The organism is Bradyrhizobium sp. S3.12.5, assembly GCF_040548225.1.
In the GTDB taxonomy this organism is placed as follows: domain Bacteria; phylum Pseudomonadota; class Alphaproteobacteria; order Rhizobiales; family Xanthobacteraceae; genus Bradyrhizobium; species Bradyrhizobium cytisi.
This window is the reverse complement of record NZ_JBEPRF010000003.1, coordinates 340601-359193: the sequence shown is the minus strand read 5'-3', so window position 1 is coordinate 359193 and position 18593 is coordinate 340601. Positions and strand designations below refer to the sequence as shown.

Annotated in this window: 14 protein-coding genes and 1 pseudogene; 7 read left to right on the top strand and 8 right to left on the bottom strand. The window is 64.2% G+C overall.

The window, feature by feature from the left end; all coding sequences use genetic code 11:
* Positions 1–87: 87 nt before the first annotated feature.
* From ABIC09_RS05780 to ABIC09_RS05770, 3 genes and pseudogenes are all read right to left on the bottom strand, one after another.
* Positions 88–1875, bottom strand: a complete 1788-nt coding sequence (locus tag ABIC09_RS05780; RefSeq protein WP_354083286.1) for a chloride channel protein — start codon at positions 1873–1875, stop codon at positions 88–90.
* A gap of 8 nt (positions 1876–1883) precedes the next feature.
* A complete protein-coding gene (locus ABIC09_RS05775; RefSeq protein ID WP_354108663.1) occupies positions 1884–2537 on the bottom strand; it encodes a class II aldolase/adducin family protein in 654 nt (217 codons plus the stop codon).
* Between the two features lie 144 nt (positions 2538–2681).
* Positions 2682–2906 (bottom strand): annotated as a pseudogene (locus tag ABIC09_RS05770) (MarC family protein); the annotation flags it as partial.
* A 170-nt stretch (positions 2907–3076) separates the two neighbouring features.
* Between ABIC09_RS05770 and ABIC09_RS05765 the strand changes: the two are divergent.
* From ABIC09_RS05765 to ABIC09_RS05755, 3 genes are read left to right on the top strand one after another with little or no spacing between them, the layout of a single operon-like run.
* Positions 3077–3460 carry an Hsp20/alpha crystallin family protein gene (locus ABIC09_RS05765; protein WP_354108662.1) on the top strand — a complete coding sequence of 128 codons (384 nt, stop codon included), beginning with the start codon at positions 3077–3079 and terminating at the stop codon, positions 3458–3460.
* Positions 3461–3468: 8 nt separating this feature from the next.
* Complete coding sequence (lon, locus tag ABIC09_RS05760; RefSeq protein WP_354108661.1) at positions 3469–5850, top strand: endopeptidase La; 2382 nt, start codon at positions 3469–3471, stop codon at positions 5848–5850.
* A gap of 4 nt (positions 5851–5854) precedes the next feature.
* The gene (locus ABIC09_RS05755) at positions 5855–6010 is read left to right on the top strand and encodes a hypothetical protein (protein WP_167358281.1); all 156 of its coding nucleotides are present in this window, start codon (positions 5855–5857) and stop codon (positions 6008–6010) included.
* A gap of 75 nt (positions 6011–6085) precedes the next feature.
* Here the strand turns inward: ABIC09_RS05755 and ABIC09_RS05750 are convergent, their stop codons facing one another.
* From ABIC09_RS05750 to ABIC09_RS05740, 3 genes are all read right to left on the bottom strand, one after another.
* Positions 6086–6388 (bottom strand): HU family DNA-binding protein, encoded by a 303-nt coding sequence (locus ABIC09_RS05750; RefSeq protein ID WP_008139488.1) that lies wholly within the window; start codon positions 6386–6388, stop codon positions 6086–6088.
* A gap of 281 nt (positions 6389–6669) precedes the next feature.
* A complete protein-coding gene (locus tag ABIC09_RS05745) occupies positions 6670–7902 on the bottom strand; it encodes an acetyl-CoA C-acetyltransferase (RefSeq protein WP_148755774.1) in 1233 nt (410 codons plus the stop codon).
* A gap of 72 nt (positions 7903–7974) precedes the next feature.
* Positions 7975–9438, bottom strand: a complete 1464-nt coding sequence (locus ABIC09_RS05740; protein WP_354108660.1) for a GH1 family beta-glucosidase — start codon at positions 9436–9438, stop codon at positions 7975–7977.
* 333 nt (positions 9439–9771) lie between these two features.
* Between ABIC09_RS05740 and ABIC09_RS05735 the strand changes: the two genes are divergently transcribed.
* The 4 genes from ABIC09_RS05735 to ABIC09_RS05720 all read left to right on the top strand — a co-directional run bounded on the left by ABIC09_RS05735 (position 9772) and on the right by ABIC09_RS05720 (position 14460).
* The gene (locus ABIC09_RS05735; protein ID WP_354108659.1) at positions 9772–10839 is read left to right on the top strand and encodes a M48 family metalloprotease; all 1068 of its coding nucleotides are present in this window, start codon (positions 9772–9774) and stop codon (positions 10837–10839) included.
* A gap of 528 nt (positions 10840–11367) precedes the next feature.
* Positions 11368–12126 (top strand): hypothetical protein, encoded by a 759-nt coding sequence (locus ABIC09_RS05730; RefSeq protein ID WP_354108658.1) that lies wholly within the window; start codon positions 11368–11370, stop codon positions 12124–12126.
* Positions 12127–12206: 80 nt separating this feature from the next.
* On the top strand, positions 12207–12665 hold the full coding sequence (locus ABIC09_RS05725) for a hypothetical protein (RefSeq protein WP_148755778.1): 459 nt from the start codon (positions 12207–12209) through the stop codon (positions 12663–12665).
* 76 nt (positions 12666–12741) lie between these two features.
* The gene (locus ABIC09_RS05720; RefSeq protein WP_354108657.1) at positions 12742–14460 is read left to right on the top strand and encodes a S8 family serine peptidase; all 1719 of its coding nucleotides are present in this window, start codon (positions 12742–12744) and stop codon (positions 14458–14460) included.
* Positions 14461–14483: 23 nt separating this feature from the next.
* On the opposite strand, the gene ABIC09_RS05715 is transcribed toward ABIC09_RS05720, so the two are convergent.
* Both ABIC09_RS05715 and ABIC09_RS05710 read right to left on the bottom strand, forming a co-directional pair.
* Positions 14484–16949 carry a TonB-dependent receptor gene (locus ABIC09_RS05715; protein ID WP_354108656.1) on the bottom strand — a complete coding sequence of 822 codons (2466 nt, stop codon included), beginning with the start codon at positions 16947–16949 and terminating at the stop codon, positions 14484–14486.
* A gap of 165 nt (positions 16950–17114) precedes the next feature.
* Entirely contained in the window at positions 17115–18473 is a 1359-nt protein-coding gene (locus ABIC09_RS05710) for a histidine kinase (RefSeq protein ID WP_148756479.1), read from the bottom strand.
* Between the last annotated feature and the right edge of the window lie 120 nt (positions 18474–18593).

Here is an 18593-nt window from a genome sequence, read left to right as displayed (position 1 = left end):
CGTCCATCGCTAGCCTAGAGGTTGTGAACGATCTGGCAAGTCCGCTGCGCGTGCCAGCGTCAACTTGCCCGGGGCGCGGCGCGCGCTTTACGACAATGCGCCCAGCACGCCGCGCGTTGCCTTGTCGATTTCCTCGACATAGCGGCGCCGGGCAAAGGTCTCGGTGAGGAAGCCGACGACCTTGCGGCTGTCGGTGGAATCGACCACCGCCAGCATCTCGGCCTCGGCCTCGTCGAACACCGCCATCGCGCTCTTCACGTTCATTTCCGGGATCAGAACGATCTCGGTCAGGCGTGCGAGCTCGATGACCTGGATATCGTCGGCGATGGCGTCGAGGTCGCTGGAGAACAAATCGGGCAGCAGGACGAGGCCGACATATTCGTCAGCATTGTTGACGATGACGATGCCGGGCCGCGACCCCAACGCGAATTCCCCCCGTGTCGCGGCGATGGTGGTGGTCGACGGCACCTTGCCGACATCGGAGCGCATCAGCCGCTCGACGGTGAGGTTGCGCAGCCAGCCGACGTCGTTGGCGCTGCGGATGGTCTCGCCGCGCAGATGCAGGCGCCAGGTCGAGAAGGAGTGGCCGAACATGAAGCGGACGCAGATCGAGGTGACGATGCAGCCAGCCAGCACCACGGCGGTGACGTCGACATTGCGGGTCATCTCGAGCACGAGGAACGACATGGTCAGGGGACCGCCGACGATGGCGACGCCGAGCGTCGCCATGCCGGTCAGCATCGCCACTAGCGGATCGATCACGAAATTCGGGCTGATCAGCAGCAGGACACCCGAGAAGAACTTTCCGATCAGGCTGCCGACGAACAACGAGGCGAAAAAGAGACCGCCGCGGAAACCGGAGGCCAGCGAGATCAGGCAGGCCGTCACCTTCAGCGCGATGATGATCGCGATCAGGCCGATGGTCATGTCGTGGAAGAGATCGAGCACCATGGCGCCGTGGCCGGCCGCGAGCACCTGCGGCGTGATGATCGCAAAGCCGCCGACGATGAGACCGCCGATCACCGGGCGCAGCCAGACCGGCAGCCACTTGAATAGCCGCTCGAACACCGAGGACGAGCGCATCACCGCGATGCCGACGCCGCTGGTGACGAGTGCGAGCACGATCAATGCGAGATATTGCTCGACGCCGACGGCGCTAACCCTGGGAATTTCGATCGAATAAGGCGCACCGCCGAGCCATTGCGCGGTCAGCGCGCCCGCGAGCGAGGCCGCCAGTATCGGGGCTGCGCTGCCGACCGAATAGACGCCGACGATCAGCTCGCAGGCGTAGAAGGCGCCGGTGATCGGCGCGCCGAAGGCCGCCGCGATCGCCGCCGCAGCGCCGCAGCCCACGATCAAGCGGAGGTCGTTCCGGCGGAGATTGAAGAACTTGCCGAGCAGCGAGGCGATGCCCGAGCCGATCTGGGTGTAGCCGGCCTCAAGGCCGACCGAGGCGCCGCAGCCGTTCGAGATCAGGGTCTGGCTCGACACCACCACGCTGTCACGCATCGACAGATTGCCGCCGCGCAGCGCATTGGCCTCGATCGGGTCGACTGCGCTCGAGAGCTTCAGCCGTCGCCGCCACCATTCCATGATGCCGAGCACCAGACCGCCAAGCGCCGGCGCGATCATCGCCGCCCAGGGACTGATATAGGTGTTGGCGGAGAGGCGCACGTCGATCGGAATGCCGTAGATCACGACATGGGCGATCTGCGCGATCTCGGCCATCAGCGTCACGATCGCGCCGGCCAGCGTGCCGATCACGAGCGCCAGCGGGATCAGGTAGAACTCGTTGCTGCGCAGGAGCGCGCGCAGCCGGACCATGGTGCGGTTCGTCCCCTTGCCGTCGACGAAATATCTGATCCGCGCGAACACCGCCTGCCCTACCCCTCCGACATGCCGTAGCCGGCCATGCGTTGGCGGACCCGTTCGATTTCGGCGCTCGACAGCAGCGGCGGTTTGCCGATCTGGAGACAGCCGTGATATTGCCGCGCCAGCGTCTCGACCTCGACGGCGAGCCACATCGCCTTGTCGAGCGTCGCGCCGATCGCGATCATGCCGTGATGGTCGAGCAGGCAGGCGAGCCGGTCGACCAGCGCGCGCACCGCGTGCCCGGACAGGTCCGCCGTGCCGAAAGTGGCATAGGGCGCGCAGCGGATGCTGTCGCCGCCGGCGGCCGCAATCATGTAGTGCACGGGCGGGATGTCCATGCCCATGATCGCCAGAATGGTGCAATAGGTCGGATGGGCGTGCACGACGGCGTTGACGTCGGCACGCGCCTTCAGGATGTCCAGATGGAAGCGCCACTCGCTGGACGGCTTCTGGCCGGGGGCATGCGAGCCGTCCATCGCCATGAAGACGATCTGGTCCGGCGTCATGACGTCATAGGGTACGCTGGTGGGCGTGATCAAGAGCCCGTCCCCATGCCGCAGGCTGATATTGCCGGACGTGCCCTGGTTGATGCCGAGCGCGTTCATGCGGCGGCAGGCGTCGATGATGGCCTGTTTCTTGTCGAGCTCGTCCGTTGTCATCGACATCCCGATTTCATCTCGACCTTCTTGGCGATGGGCGCTTGTTAGACCCGAAGTACGTCAAAGCAACATGGCAGTGCAAGCGAAAGCGGACCTGTTCAGGCGCCGTCGTGCCGGCGAGCCCGCCACACCGATAATTATATCGTAAAATCAACAGATTAACAGATTGCCGCAGCCTAATGACAGGCTCGCCCGGACGGCCGCGATCCCGTTGATCACAAACTGCACCGAATAGGCCGCGAACAGCATGCCGAGGACGCGCGACAGCACGGCATTACCGGTGCGCCCCAGCGTCCGCGCGATCAGGCTCGCCGAGACGAAACAGAGCATGCAGAGCAGGCAGACCGCGAGCACGATCGCGATGATGATCGTGACTATCGCCTTCGGCGCCGCGGAACAACTCCGCGGCGTCGATGCGTCAGACTGCAAGGGCCTGCTCCGCTTCGAGGAGCCAGGCATGCTCCCAAGCGCGCGATGCTGGAATTTGCTGGAACCATCACCATATCCTCGCTTTCCAACCACAGCGCCTTCCCCGAGTTTTTGCCATGCAACCCAAAAACCCCTTCGACTGGATGCTGTCCGAAGCCCTGGACCAGCTGACCCGCGGCGAACGGCTGCGCCAGCAGTTCGGCCGCCAGGAAGCCTGCTGGGAGCCGCCGATCGACGTGCTCGAGACCGAGCATGAGCTCCTGATCCTGGTCGCGCTTCCCGGCGTCAGCCCGGACAATGTCGAGACGGTGATCGAGGACGGCGTGCTCATCATCTCCGGCCAGCGCACGCTTCCGCCCGAGCTTCGCAACGCCCGCATCCACCGGCTCGAGCTGCCGCAGGGGCGTTTTGAGCGACGCATTGCATTGCCCCTTGGCCGCTACGCCATCAGCCGCTTCGTGATGGACGGCTGCGTCGCACTGCGCCTCGCCAAATCCTGAGGTCGATCATGGCCACCGAACAGATGACTACCGCACAGACCAGTCCTGACGTGAAGATCCCCCAAGACGCACTGATCATCATCCCCGTGCGCGAGATGGTGCTGTTCCCCGGCGCCATCGCGCCGATCGCGATCGCGCGGCCGAAGTCCGTCGCCGCCGCGCAGCAGGCGCTGCGCGAGCAGCGGCCGATCGGCATCGTCCTGCAGCGTAGCCCCGAGACCGAGGAGCCCGGCCCGGACGATCTCTATCGCGTCGCGACCATCGCCAACATCGTGCGCTACATCACCGCGCCCGACGGCAGCCATCACATCGTCTGCCAGGGCGTGCAGCGCGCGCGCATCCTCGACTTCCTGCCGGGGACGCCGTTCCCGGCCGCGCGCATCCAGCAGATCCCCGAGCCGATCACGAATTCGCCCGAGATCGAGGCGCGGGCCCTGAACCTGCAGCGCCAGGCCATCGAGGCGATCGAGCTGCTGCCGCAGGCGCCGCCCGAGCTGGTCGCGATGTTCCAGAACACCACCGCGCCCGGCGCGCTGGCGGATCTGGCGACCTCGTTCATGGACATCAAGCCGCAGGACAAGCAGGAGGTGCTGGAGACCATCGACCTCGCTCTGCGCGTCGAGAAGGTGTCGAAGCATCTGGCCGAGCGGCTGGAGGTGCTGCGCATCTCCAACGAGATCGGCCAGAAGACTCGCGCCAGCTTCGACGAGCGGCAGCGCGAGGCGATCCTGCGCGAGCAGCTGGCGACCATTCAGCGTCAGCTGGGCGAAGGCGACGGCAAGGCCGCCGAAGTCGCCGAGCTGACGGCTGCCATCGCCAAGGCCAACATGCCGCCGGAAGCGGATGCGCATGCGAAGAAGGAGCTTCGCCGCTACGAGCGCATGCCCGAGGGCGCCGGTGAATCCGGCATGGTCCGCACTTATCTCGACTGGCTGATCGAGCTGCCGTGGGCGCTGCCCGCGGAGAAGCCGATCGACATCAAGGAAGCGCGCCGCATCCTGGATGCCGATCATTTCGGCCTGGAGAAGATCAAGAGCCGGATCATCGAATATCTGGCGGTGCGCAAGCTCGCACCGCAAGGCAAGGCCCCGATCCTGTGCTTCGTCGGCCCGCCCGGCGTCGGCAAGACCTCGCTCGGCCAATCCATTGCGCGCGCGATGGATCGCCCCTTCGTGCGTGTCAGCCTGGGCGGCGTGCATGACGAGGCCGAGATCCGCGGCCACCGGCGCACCTATATCGGCGCGCTGCCCGGCAACATCATCCAGGGCATCAAAAAGGCTGGCACGCGGAACTGCGTCATGATGCTGGACGAGATCGACAAGATGGGCCGCGGCGTGCAGGGCGATCCCTCTGCCGCCATGCTGGAGGTCCTAGACCCCGAGCAGAACGGAACGTTCCGGGACAATTATCTGGGCGTGCCCTTCGACCTCTCGCGCGTGGTGTTCATCGCGACCGCCAACATGCTGGACCAGATTCCGGGTCCGCTCCTGGACCGCATGGAGCTGATCAGCCTTGCCGGCTACACCGAGGAGGAGAAGCTGGAGATCGCGAAGCGGTATCTGGTACGGCGGCAGCTGGAGGCCAACGGCCTGACGGCCGAGCAGGCCGAGATCGAGCCGGAGGCGCTGAAGCTGGTCGTCAAGGGTTACACCCGCGAGGCCGGCGTGCGTAACCTCGAGCGCGAGATCGGCAAGCTGTTCCGCCACGCCGCGGTGCAGGTCGCCGAAGGCACGGCTGCGAAGGTCGTGGTGACGCCGAACGACATCGGCACCGTGCTCGGCCAGCCGCGCTTCGAAGGCGAGATCGCGCAGCGCACCAGCATTCCGGGCGTGGCCACCGGCCTTGCCTGGACGCCGGTCGGCGGCGACATCCTGTTCATCGAGGCCTCGCGCGTGCCCGGCCGCGGCGGGATGATCCTGACCGGGCAGCTCGGCGACGTCATGCGCGAGAGCGTGCAGGCGGCGATGACGCTGGTGAAGAGCAGAGCCACGCAGCTCGGCATCGATCCCCAGGTGTTCGAGAAGAGCGACATCCACGTTCACGTGCCGGCGGGTGCAACCCCGAAGGACGGACCGAGCGCGGGTGTGGCGATGTTCACGGCCCTGACGTCGCTGCTCACCAATCGCACGGTGAGGAGTGACACCGCCATGACCGGCGAGATCTCGCTGCGAGGGCTGGTGCTGCCGGTTGGCGGCATCAAGGAGAAGGTGGTGGCCGCCGCCGCCGCCGGACTGAAGCGGGTGATGCTGCCGGCACGCAACAAGCGGGACTACGACGACATCCCGAAGAGCGCGCGGGACAACCTCGAATTCATCTGGCTGGAGCGCGTCGACGAGGCCATCGCGGCGGTGCTCGAGCCGGCTGAGGCCAAGGTCGAAGCGGCGGAGTGATGTGATGAAGAAACTGCTGGAAGAAGCGAAGAGATCGCGGAAGACGCAGCGGCTGCGTCAGTTGCTCGATCGGGCCATCGACCGGGTGCGCGATGCGCTCGCAGGACCCGAGCCGCGGCTTCAGCCGATCCCGGTCCGGGTGAAGCGCCGCAAGGGCTGAACCCCTCCGCCTCAGCCCTCGCGGTCACATACTCAGTACAAAAGGCCCCCTCTCATCGAGGGGGCCTTTGCGTGATCAGGCCACGGCGTCCTTGGCAGCCTTGACCGGGCGGGCGCGGACGATCTTCCGGGCCGGCTTGGCCTTGAACATCATCTCTTCACCCGTGAACGGGTTGGTGCCCTTGCGCGCCTTGGTCGCGGGCTTCTTGATGACGACGAACTTGGCGAAGCCCGGCACCAGGAACAGGCCGTTCTTCTTGAGCTCCTTGTGGCCGACGTCGGTCAGCGTCTCCATGACGCTCTTGACGTCGCGCTTGGAAAGCTCGGTGGCGGTCGCAATCTTTTCGATCAACTGCGATTTGGACATTTGGGCTGGCATCGTGTCTCCTCTGATTCGTTGCCGGTTGCATATTAGACCAACCGGCGAAGGCCTAGAGCCTTCTGCACAGTTTTGTCGCGGTTTTACGGGCTTTTTTGGCCCCCTGAGGCAAAAAACCCTGCATTTTAGCGGCTTCCTGAGCGGAAGGCGCCTCGGGCAGCGGTTTTTGCCTTGTTTCAAAGGCCCGCAAGCAGCCTTGCTAAAGCTGATTCGATGCTTTCGACAAGCGACGACCGGCCTCTTTGCCCGAGGAGGAGCGCGTTTCACCCTAGAAAATAAGGCTAGATCCGTTCGATGATGATAGCCGGTGCCATGCCGCCGGCCGCGCACATGGTGACGAGACCACGCTCGAGGTCGCGCCGTTCGAGCTCGTCGAGCACGGTGCCGATCAGGATCGAGCCGGTCGCGCCGATCGGATGGCCGAGCGCGATCGAGCCGCCATTGACGTTGACCTTGGCGCGGTCGAGCTTGAGATCGCGGATATATTTTTCCGCAACGACCGCAAAGGCCTCGTTGATCTCGAACAGATCAATGTCATCAATGGTGAGCCCGGCCTTCGCCAGCACCTTGCGCGTCGCCGGCACCGGCGCGTTCAGCATCAGGGTCGGCGAGTCTCCCATATTCGCCATCGCCACCACGCGGGCACGCGGCTTGAGACCATGCGCCTTGGCGTAGGACGGCGATGCCAACAGGATCGCAGCGGCACCATCGACGACACCCGACGAGTTGCCGGCGTGGTGCACGAAGTCGATGTTGAGATCAGGATATTTCTGCAGGATCAGGCCGCGATAGGTCGTGCCCTTGTCGTCCAGCGCATAATCGGCAATCGCGGGGAAGGCGGGCTTCAAGCTGCTGAGCCCTTCCATCGTGGTCTGCGGCCGCGGATATTCTTCGTGGTCGAGCGCGAGGCTGCCGTCCTCGCGATGAACGGGCACGAGGCTCTTCTTGAAGTGGCCACCGGCAATCGCCTGCGCCGCCCGTTTCTGGCTTTCGAGCCCGAGCGCATCGACGTCCTGCCGCGTGATGCCTTCCAGCGTCGCAATCGCATCGGCGCAGACGCCCTGATGCGACTGCGGGTGCCGCGCACGCAGGCGCAGATTACCGCTATCCATCATCATCGGACCGCCGCCGCGACGCCCCTCCATCGACATCATCTCGCATCCGCCGGCGATGACGAGATCTTCCGCGCCAGCCATGATCGAGGACGCCGCCATGTTGACGCTGGTGATGCCGGAGCCACAAAAGCGATCGAGCGTCACGGCGCTGGCGCGCACGTCATAGCCGGCATCGAGCGCCGACATCCGCCCGAGATCGCCGCCCTGCGTTGCGACCTGTGCGCTGCAGCCCCAGACGATGTCGTCGACATCGGCGGTGTTGATGCCGGTGCGATCGGCGAGCGCGCGCAGCACGGTGGCGCCAAGCTGCTGCGGATGAATGCCGGAGAGTGCTCCCTTGCCCGCCTTGCCGACGCCCCGCGGGGTGCGGCAGGCATCGATGATCAGCGCGTCGGTCATGGCGTTGTCCTCTTGTCATGAGCGTTGAAGGCGGTTTTGAATCACGGGGAGAGCGGAGTCAATGCGCGGCGTTTACGCCCCCGCCGCGTTGTTTGCGATCACGTTGCGGTAAAAGCTCGCGCTGAGTTTTGGCGTACGCACCTGGGTGTCGAAATTGACGTGATAGAGCCCAAAGCGCTTGTTGAGCCCGAACACCCATTCGAAATTGTCCATCAGGCTCCAGAGGAAGTAGCCGCGCACCGGTACGCCCTCGGTGGTGGCGCGCTGGAGCTGGGCGAGATAATTGCGCAGATACATGATGCGGTCGGTGTCATAGATCTTGCCGTCCTGCATCACCTGGTCGTCGCCGGACGTGCCATTCTCGCTGATATATATCGCATCTGTCTTCCAGATATTTGCAGCCAGCTTCGGCACCCAGTAGATCGTCTCGGGGCCAACGCGGAGCCAGTCCGAATTCATGTGCGGAAACGCTTTCGGGATCGGCAGCGGCATGAAGCCCGCACCCTGGTCGGACGCAACGATGTAGTGCTGCGGCGCGTAGATGTTGAGGCCGAGGAAGTCGACCGGCGAGGAGATGATCTTCAGCTCGGCGTCGGTGTATTTCGGCGCATCGGCGCCGGCATATTTCAGGAATGCGTCGGTGTAGCGGCCTGTCATGATGACGTTGAGATAGCCGGCATTCAATTCGCGCAGCGCGATCTCGGCAGCGCGGACGTTCTCGGGCGTGTCGATCGCGGGAATGCAGGCATCGATATTCTCGGCCGGCCCGACGCGCGTGCCGCGTCGGCCATGAGCGCGCACCGCCTGCACCGCAAGCCCGTGCGCGAGCGCGCTGTTGTGCCGGATCTGGTTCAGTTCAGCCTGCGGCAGGGTCAAGCCCGGCGCATCGATGCCGATGCCGTAGCCGAAATAGACGAAGCGGCCGCTCTCGTTCAGCGTAAAGACGCTCCTGACGCGATCGGTCATGTGCTCGGCGACATAGGCCGAGTAGTCGCCAAAGATCTTGCAGGTCTCGGTCGAGCGCCAGCCACCAAAACGGTCCTGCAGCGATTGCGGCAAGTCCCAGTGATAGAGCGTCAGCCACGGCTCGATGCCGTTTTTCAGGAGCTCGTCGACCAGGCGATTGTAGAAGTCGAGCCCTTTCGGGTTCGGCTTGCCGTCGCCGTCCGGAAACACCCGCGGCCAGGCCACCGAGAAGCGATAGGCCTTGCAGCCGAGCTCCTTGATGAGTGCAATGTCCTCCTTGTAGCGGTGATAATGCTCGTTGGCGCGGTCGCCGTTGGTGCCGTCCTCGATCTTGCCGGGGATGCGGACGAACTTGTCCCAGATCGAGGCCCCTCGCCCGTCCTCCTCGACCGCGCCCTCGACCTGATAGGACGAGGTCGCCGTGCCCCAGAGGAAATTTTGCGGAAAGCCGCCGGCGCTATGCGGCACCGCTGCCGGCATGGCGTCGGCGAGCTCCAGGGGGGCAGTCATTCCGGCTGCGGACAACCCCGCGATTTTCGCGAACTGGCGACGCGAGAACTTGTCCGGCATTGGTACTGCTCCGCTTCCATCGTTTTCGGGCTGCACAATGACGAGTTCCGGCCGATTTGAGAAGCAACCTCCCTGGTGTCTCGACTGCAATCGGCGCTCACACCTGTCGTCTCCGACGTGGAGCGCCGATAAAGCGTTATCGGACCAAACCATGGTTTAGCTTGAAGAGAACCCGGTTCCTGAGGTCTCATCTGGACGGCTTGCACCGAAGCGGATCGGACGTTCCCCCGTTGTGGATACCGGGACTTATCTGTGTCCAAGGCATGAAACTCGCATGACAAGGTACCGGGAGACCCGTAACTTTTCGCCTTGAAGGCGCACGAGGGGACAGGGATGATTCACGCTGGCGTAAGCCTGATGGCGTTGCGTGGTGATCGGCCCGGCCAGGATGTCGCTGCCGGCCTCACCCCAGGCCTTTCGTTCGCTTTGGTGCGACTTGCGCCGCGAGAGATGCTGCGCGTTTTACGGCGCGGCTCTACCGTCACCGTGGAGATCCATTGGCCGTCCGGAGAGGCAGGCCTCTTCCTGCGATGCCGTATCGAGCTGAACGCGAGAGACCAGTGGCGGTTGCAGCATCGGTGGCACGCCCATCAGGCTGCGAACCATCAATCTTCTCAATTGGCGATCCTTGCAATGACATTGCTGCTGGCCATCTGCGGCTGGATCGCCGGCGGAGCCGAGGGCATGCAACGGGCGCTGTTGGGAAGCACGCCCCGTCCCGACGAAACGGTCCTCTCGCGCGAGAATGTGTATCGCTGGTTCGGCGCCCGCCTGCTGTCCCCTGCCGCGGTGCCGGACCTGTTCGCCATTCTGACGAAAGTTTGCAGCCGGGCCGGCCTGGTGCGATTGCCGGATCTCTATTGTCTGCCGGCACCGCGCGACATGAATGCCTATGCACTCGGCGGACCGGAACGCAGTGCGATCGTGTTGACCGAAGGCCTGCTACGCGGCCTGACGCACGACGAGATTGCCGGGATATTGGCCCATGAAGTCGCTCATATTCGCAACAATGACGCCCGGACGATGGGCTGGGCGACAGCGTTGCGACACGCAATCGATTGGACCTCGCTCGCCGGTCTCGCGCTGCTGCGAACCAGCCATCATCACGGTGGCATGACGTCAAGCCGGCCATTGGCGATGCTGCTGAGCGCAGCACCGACTCTCGGCCAGCTCCTTGGACTTGCTCTGTCGCGCGTTCGCGAACTGGATGCAGATGCAACGGCGCTCGAACTGACCGGCGACTCGCGAGCGCTCATCGCCGCACTCGACAAGCTGGAGCGCCATCACACCGGCTCTGCACCAAGCCGCACGTCCGCATTCGTGCATGATCCGATGCGCTTGCTTCGCAGCCATCCCGCCACCTCCGAGCGCGTCGGCACATTGCTCAACCTCGCCTATTAGCGTTCGCTGAAGTTGACACAGATGCACATCGGAAGGCTCGCTAACCAGGCAAAGAGTGCTGACGAAAATCCCGCGGCTTGAAACTTTTGTGAAATTTGATTGCCGCCAAAATATCGCCGCGCTTGCGCGAAACCATTTGGAGGTGAGTACGTTTTCCGCGTCTCTGCTCATTGCAGAACCGGGGAGAAACCAGCGTAATTGCCGAACGCTTGAGCGGGACGTAAGACATAAATGGCTGGCCACCATGCCAGCGAGGAAAATCCGCTCCCATATCTCTCGACGGCTATCATTTTGCCGCTCTAAAACATTTCACCGTCGGCTTGTCACCTTGAGGGGACGCAGCTCGCGCCTCCCAAGCGGGTGATATTGCTTGCGGCTGAGACTTCCGTGCCAAGCATTTGAACTTGAAGGTCCAACGCCGACTCACCGGCGTGATGGACGGCCATTTCCAGCGAAGGGGTCGCGCATGCGACCGGCCTGGGCAGGATTTTGGGCTGAGGGCACCAACCATCGCAAGGAGATCAAGCGATGACCTACTATGACACCCTTCAACAGAACCTCGCGCATGGTTCGCCATTTGGACAGTTCGGTCCGCAACAATGGGGATCCGGAGCTTTCGGTTCGCAAGGCGGCCAACAGTATGGAGGAGGCGGTCTTGGACTGGGCCAGGCTGCCTATGGACAGCAATACGGGCAGTTCGGCGGTCAGCCGCCCTTTGGCGCGTCTGGATTTGGCCCCGGCTGGGGCGGGCAAATGGGTGGGGGACAGCAGCACTGGGGCGGCCAACAGCGCCAGCTTTCGCCACAGGACGTGAATGAGGTCGTGCGCCAATTGGTACCCGCGCTACCTCAAATTCTCGCGCAAGCTCAGACTCCGTTCGGGGGAATGGGCTATGCGGCTTACGGCCAGGCGCCGCGGCAGCTAAGTCCGCAAGACGTGAGCGAGGTCGTGCGACAGATCCTGCCCATCGTGCCGCAGATCGTGGGAATGCTGCAGGGCCAGCCCCAAATGCAGCATTCGGCCATGCACGGCGGTCCCGGTCAGGGTCAATTCGGAGGCCTTGGTCAATTCGGTCTCGGCTATCCGACGCAGACTCAGCCGGCGCAGATGTGGGGTGCGCAGTTCGGCGCGCCGCAGTTCCAGGCGGCATTCGGCGGTCCGACCGGCTTTGGCCAGCAGCGACAACTAACGCAGCAAGATGTCGCCGATATCACCCGCCAGTTGATCGGCGTCATTCCCCAGGTCATCGGTAACCTTCAGGCCTACGGCCAGCAGCGGATGATCTGACCGTGCGGTAAGGCGCGACCGCCGCCAAAAGCGGCGGTCGCGCCTGCCGTTGCGAACGCTTCCTCCGAAGGAGAACCCTCATGTCGGATTCCAATCCCTCTGCCGCAACCGCGTCACAGCGGCACTCGTCAGACATTCAGCAACTCGTGGGCCTGCTCAGCAATCTGATGCCGCTGCTCTTGCGCCTGCAGTCCCAAGGGTTCGAGCAGCCGTTCCGGACCATGCCCGGCACCTTCCCGATACCGAACCCGGTGCTCGATCATCAGGCTGCGGAAAACATGATCGGAGACATGACCGCAGAATCGCTGCGTTCGCTCTCTGCCTATCTCGAGGCCAACGCCGCACAGCATGCGGGCCTCGAAAACTGCGTCTCGATCGTCACCCAGGCAGCCAACAAGTTTACCGAGCGGGATTTTGCGCAGGCCTTCAACCTGATCTATTTCGCCTATCGCGCGATCGAAGCCGCCCGCGCAGCCGATCCCCACCTTCCGTTGCTGCGACAGGCTTCGATCGATCGCACGCAATCTTCTATCCACTGAAATCAAAGGAGGCGACGCCATGGCAACGAGTCCAGATGATGCGCGACCGACCTCGAGCGACAATCGACGCAAACCAGTGCGCACCACTCAATACATGATCGCGCCGGCGGGCGCCGGCATCAGCGCTCAAACGCTGGCCGAACAACTGAACCAGTTCGGCAACATCCTGTGGACCCACGACCAGCGCGGCGTCAGTGGCCCGCCAATTGCGATCGTGCGCATGCCCGACGAAGTCGCCGCCGCCTTGCGCCGCTCCACGGCCGGCAGCCTGATCATCGAGCCGGACAGCCATCTGCGGGCTGCATCCTTTGCCGGCTCGGCCTCCTCTTTCATCCCGGCGGCCACGACGATGACCGCGCTCGGGCCGGACTTGAAAGTGACGATCCGGGTTCTCGGCGAAGCAGGTGCACCTGTGGAACATGCAACTGTGCGGCTCGTTGGCGAGCAGGCGTCAGCTCAAGGACGGACCGACCGTGATGGCAACGTCGATCTTGCGCTGCTGGGCGAAGTACCGGAAACAATCGCCGCCATTTTCGTCAGTGCGCGCTCCGGCCATTGGGGCTTGTGGCAACAGCGGCCCTATATCGAGGCCGATGCGGTGAACACCCTCACCCTGAAACCGTTGCCGCTACATGGCCGGCTGGATTGGGGCGGCGAAGCGATGCACTTCGATCAGGTTCCTGACCACTGCCGTGGAGCTGACGTCAAGATCGCGCTCATCGACAACGGCGTGGCGACCAGCCACAAGCAATTGGCTGACATCAAACACGGTACCGATGCCCGAGGTGGCGAAGATCGCTCATGGTCAAAGGACGTCACCGGCCACGGCACGCCTTGCGCCGGCATCATCAATGCGGCCGCACAGGCAGATCACGGCGTCCGCGGCTACGCCCCGGACAGCGAGCTGCATGTTTGCAAGCTTCCCCTGGATGCCCGTTGCAGCGACCTGATCGCAGCGCTCGATGATTGCCTGCAAAACGGCATCGACGTGGCGTGCATCGGAGTCGGTTGCGAGCGCGGCTCCGTGCTGGTTGAGCAGCACATTGCCATGGCCAAGCAGCAAGGCGTCAGCATCATCGCGGCCGCCGGCAACGCCGGAGAGGGCATGCTGTTTCCGGCCTGTTCTCCGCATGTCGTGGCGGTCGGTGCGGTCGGACAGATGGGAAGCTTCCCGGAAGACAGTCCGCAGGCGGCGCAGGCCGCAGCCGCCACTGCGGCGGCGGGCGGGTTGTTTGTACCGCCGTTTTCTTGCCGCGGGTCCGAACTCGACCTCTGCGCGCCCGGTGTTGCGGTCATTGCCTGCCAGTCGCCGGACGGCTACGCGGTCTGCGACGGCACCTCGCTTGCAGCGGCTTACGTCGCCGCGCTTGCAGCCCTGATCCTCGCCGACCACATCGACTTCAAGGGCGACTTCGTCGCCAAGGATGCCCACCGGGTCGAACGGCTGTTCCAAATTCTGAAGGATACGGCGCAGCCCATCGGCCAACCGTGGCAGACCGGGGCCGGGTTGCCGGACGCAGCCCGCGCGCTCGGCGTCTGGTCCGATCAGCGGCCCCTCGCCATGCCCCTGAATGCGGGATTGCGCGAGATGCGCGGCGCCATTCGGCAGCTCGACCGGATTCCATTCGGCGCAAGCCAGGCGATGATGTTCGAGCCGCTGCGCGGCCCTGCCAACGTGACGCGGCTTCCGCTGAATCCGGCCCCTCTGGCGTTCCAGGCTGCCGGCGGGGGAACAGCGACGGTGCATGAACTCAGAGCAGCGATGGCGCTCGCGGGTCTAGCGGAGGGACCTTAGAGAATGATCGGGACCCCGCAGTCCTAGAACGTCACCCGCGCGCCCGCGTAAAACGCGCGCGGCCTTGCCGGGCTCAGCGAGCGCGGATCGGTGAAGGGGTTTCCGCCATTGGTGAAGTTCGGCAGAGCGCCGGTGTCGAAGAACTGTCCGTAGGTCGCGTAGCGATTGTCGAAGACGTTGTCGATCTTGCCGTAGATCTGGAAATTCTTGGCGACCTGGTAGGACGTGTGCAGATTGAAGACCGTATAGGATGACAGCTTGGAATACTGGTTGGATTCGTCGCCGACCAGGTATTGGCTGGAGACAAACAGCGCATTGCCGCCAACCTTCCACTCATCGGTAACAGCGTAGTCGATACCGACCTTGACCCGGTGACGCGGGATCGCGGGTATCTGGTTGCCGGGCAAGACCTGGATGTTTCCGTCGGCATCGGCGAACGGGCTGTTCGAGCCGAGCGTCAATGCGTCGAGGAAGCGGGCATCGACGAAGGTGTAGCTGGCCTGGAACTGAAGCTTCGGTGATTTGATGTTGACCTCGGCCTCGAGCCCCTGCCGTCGTGTCCTGCCGACATTGGTGAAATAGCCGAAGCCGGTCCGGCCGGGAACGGGGACGGCCAGGATGTCATCATAGTTGGTGGCGCGGAAGCCGCCGATCTTCCATCCGAGCGTGCCGATGTTCAGCTCCCTGGTACCGCGCAGGCCAGCCTCCACCGTTTTGGACACGACCTGCTTCAACGGCGGGTCGGAGACCAGAAACGCCGCGATGAGACACGGATTGTTCGGATCGGCGCAGCCGAGCTCGAGCGGTGTCGGCACGCGGTTGGCCTCGGAATAGCCGGCATAGGCGGTCAGCTCCGGCGTGATCTTGTAGGTCCCGCCGATCACCGGATTGAACCGGGTGTAGGTGTAGTCGCCGTTGAGCGCAGTGCCGAGCTGGTCCTCCAGCGAGATGCGCGCCACGTTGAAGCGGCCTCCGCCGGTGATCGCGAAGGCATCCGTGACGTTGAACGTGTCCATCGCATAGAGGCCGTTATATTGATTGACGGTCCGCAGCGAGACGGGACCGGCAAACCCGGTATCGATCGTGCCGGTCGGCCCCAGGAAGACGCCGCCGCCGCTCACGACATAGTTCTCTCCGATCGAACCGATCTCGGCGGTGGCATCGTAGCGCGTGACGCTGGCATCATAGCTTGTGCCGATCACGAAGCGGTTGTCATGCCCAAACAACTGATCGGTGTTGGTGGCCTGCCCCGATGCGCCGAAGCTGGTCGACCGTATCGAGCTCCGGTCGATCTCGCCGAGGATCGTTCCCGGCGCAAAGGGATTGCCAAGCTGCACGCCGTTCGTGCCATTCGCGGGCGTCGCACCGTCGCCGAAGCACAGCAACGTCGCGTCCGCCGTGCACTCGCCGACGTTGGTTGGATTGCCGTCCATGATCTTCTGCTCGTACCTGCGCACATGCGCGGTGCCTTCGAGCGTCCAGGTCGGCGTCGCGTCGGCCCTGGCGGTCAGGTTGAGATAGCCGACGCGGTTGGCGCTGGTTTGCGGTGTCGTGTAGGTCGCGCCCCAATATTTACCCAGGAGCTCGGCCGGAACGGTGGCGTTGGCGCCGAAATCGTTCTTGGCGACCCCCATATTGATGTGGAATTCGCTGTCGCCGGCCTTGTAGCCGACGTCACTGTAGAAGCGCCGCACGTCCGATTGGGAGAAGTTGCGAAAACCGTTGTCGTGCAGGCCTTCGAGCGCGGCGTAGATGCCGTAGTTCTGGTCGACCACCTTGCCCCATTGCGCCGAGCCCTGGATGCGGCCGAACGAGCCGCCCATGGCATCAAGCTCCGCGCCTTGATAGGTGAAGCCATCCTTCATTTGCAGATTGATCGCGCCTCCGAGCGCGTTCAGGCCGAAGACCGGGTTATTGGTCACCAGCGTCACCGACCTGATCGCCGCGGTCGGGATCAGGTCCCAGTTGGCGGCGTCCGAGAACGCTTCGTTGATCCGCACGCCGTTCTGGTACACCGCGAGTCCTTGCGGCGTGCCGGTCACGGGCGAGGCGACAAAGCCGCGAAACTCGACGTTCGGCTGGAACGGGTTGCCGGTCACCTCGCTGATGCTGACCCCGGCAATGTTGTCGCGCAGCGCATCCGTGACGTTGAGCGAGCCGGTGCGCTTGATCTGGTTGGCGTCAACGGCGTTGATCGCCGACGGAACCTTGTCGACATCGAGACCCCTGCCGGTGCCAGGCGCGGTCGGGTAGACGTAAATCCTGCCCTCCCTCGGCTTGCCGGAGCTCGCAGCCGTCCGCGCGACCGGCCGCGGCGACGCGCGCCGCGGGGTCGGCTGCGGCGCCACCACCTCGACTGCGGGCAGGTTTTGAACGTTGGTCTCTTCGTCCTGCGCAGCGCGGGCGCTGGTCCCGAAACAGAGTCCGGACACCAACCCGGTCGCGACCAAGGCCATCAGCAGACGCCGCGTGTGTCCCAGCTTGCGCATTCCTAGTATTGTCCCACCCGTAACCTTCAGCTGTTTTGGTTTTCACCGTTGGTTGTGACGAGTGTATTCGGCGGCGGCTCATGCACCAGCCGCAAAAGGTCGGGCACAATCCGTACCCGTTTTCCCGACCAAATCGGGAATTCTTCCCGATCGAACCGGACGCGATCAGGCCGCAGCGGTTGGAACCAGCGCCTCTACGGTGACGCCGCCCTCGCCCGACGCCACGTTGAGCGTGCCGCCCAGCGCCAGAATACGCTCGCGCATGCCGACGAGGCCGAAGCCGAGCTTCTGGCCCGGCTCCATGCCGTGGCCGTTGTCGCTGACCCGGACCCGGGCGCAGCAGCGACCGTCGCGGCCGGGCTGCTCCGCCGGCTCGATCACGACATTGATCGCGGTCGCGCCGGCGTGGCGGAACGCATTGGTCAGCGCCTCCTGCACGACGCGATAAATCGTCAGGTCCGCGGTCTCGCCCGTAACCCCAAGCGCCGGCGAGATCGTCGTCTCGATGTTCACGTCGGGATGCGATTCCCGCCACAGCCGCGACAGCGATTCCAGCGCCTTGCCAAGGCCAAGCTCGGCAAGGCCGACGGGCCTCAAGCGCTCCAGCACGCGACGGGTGAACTGCTGCAGCGCATTGATCTGCTCCAGCAAGGCTCCGCCGTGTTTTCGCACTGCATCTGCACTTGGTGCGCGTCCGTCGGCGAGCTTTGCGAGAGCGCTGGCATGCGCGCGCAGCGAGAACAGATACGGCCCGAATTCGTCATGCAGCTCGCGCGCGATCTCCTTGCGCTCGACGTCCTGGAGCGACACCGCGCGCTCGGCAAGCCGCCGCTTGTCCTCGACCGCCTCGCCAAGCGTCGCCGCGAGATGATTGAGCTTGGTGCAGATCGCAGCGAGCTCAGGCGCGCCGTCGGGCACTGCACGCGCGTCGTAGCGGCCGTCCTCGAGCTCACCCATCGTCTGTGTCAGCGACTCAAGCGGCGCGAGCGCGCGGCCGACGACCGTCATCATCACCAGAAACAGCACCAGCGCGATGACTGAACCGACCTCGAGCTGCGTGACGATGGCATCCCATATCTCGGCAATCTCGTCATTGGGATGCGAGGTAATCACCAGCGAGCCAGGCTTGCCATGGACCGAGACCGGCACGTTGACGGCGGTCTGCTCGGGATGAACCAGGCTGACGAACCAGGCCGGTGGCCCGGACGTGTCGTCATCGGCCTCGGTGCGCGGCGGCGTCAACGGGTTCCCACCTGCGTCCCGAAGCGCAATGCTGACATGGCGGAGCCGATTGAGGTCACGCGCGATCTGGCTCAGCCTGGCGTCGGGATCCGGCGCCTCGTTGAGATCGGCAACGATCATCTCGATGAACTCGCGCGCCAGCCGGATCACGCTCTGGTCCTCGGCCTGGACGCGGGGACCGGCCTCCGCCACCTGTCGGGCGATGTTGACGGCGAGCCCGAGCGCAAGCAGCAGCGCCAGCAGGAGGTTGATGCGCCCGCGCAAGGATAGATTTTGCCACATTGCTCTCGCCTGCCCCACGAAGGATCGCTCGCGCCTGTCCGATAGCGTTGACAGAGACGAAGCGCCCGATATCTAATCGGAAGCGTACAGCAATCCCGGCCGGGTTGCATGACCCGACAT

Coding starts and splice junctions, on each gene's coding strand:
- ABIC09_RS05775 (WP_354108663.1), bottom strand. CDS start 2,537: ATGTCGATGACAACGGACGAGCTCGACAAGAAACAGGCCATCATCGAC.
- ABIC09_RS05765 (WP_354108662.1), top strand. CDS start 3,077: ATGCAACCCAAAAACCCCTTCGACTGGATGCTGTCCGAAGCCCTGGAC.
- lon (WP_354108661.1), top strand. CDS start 3,469: ATGGCCACCGAACAGATGACTACCGCACAGACCAGTCCTGACGTGAAG.
- ABIC09_RS05755 (WP_167358281.1), top strand. CDS start 5,855: ATGAAGAAACTGCTGGAAGAAGCGAAGAGATCGCGGAAGACGCAGCGG.
- ABIC09_RS05750 (WP_008139488.1), bottom strand. CDS start 6,388: ATGCCAGCCCAAATGTCCAAATCGCAGTTGATCGAAAAGATTGCGACC.
- ABIC09_RS05745 (WP_148755774.1), bottom strand. CDS start 7,902: ATGACCGACGCGCTGATCATCGATGCCTGCCGCACCCCGCGGGGCGTC.
- ABIC09_RS05740 (WP_354108660.1), bottom strand. CDS start 9,438: ATGCCGGACAAGTTCTCGCGTCGCCAGTTCGCGAAAATCGCGGGGTTG.
- ABIC09_RS05735 (WP_354108659.1), top strand. CDS start 9,772: ATGATTCACGCTGGCGTAAGCCTGATGGCGTTGCGTGGTGATCGGCCC.
- ABIC09_RS05730 (WP_354108658.1), top strand. CDS start 11,368: ATGACCTACTATGACACCCTTCAACAGAACCTCGCGCATGGTTCGCCA.
- ABIC09_RS05725 (WP_148755778.1), top strand. CDS start 12,207: ATGTCGGATTCCAATCCCTCTGCCGCAACCGCGTCACAGCGGCACTCG.
- ABIC09_RS05715 (WP_354108656.1), bottom strand. CDS start 16,949: ATGCGCAAGCTGGGACACACGCGGCGTCTGCTGATGGCCTTGGTCGCG.
- ABIC09_RS05710 (WP_148756479.1), bottom strand. CDS start 18,473: ATGTGGCAAAATCTATCCTTGCGCGGGCGCATCAACCTCCTGCTGGCG.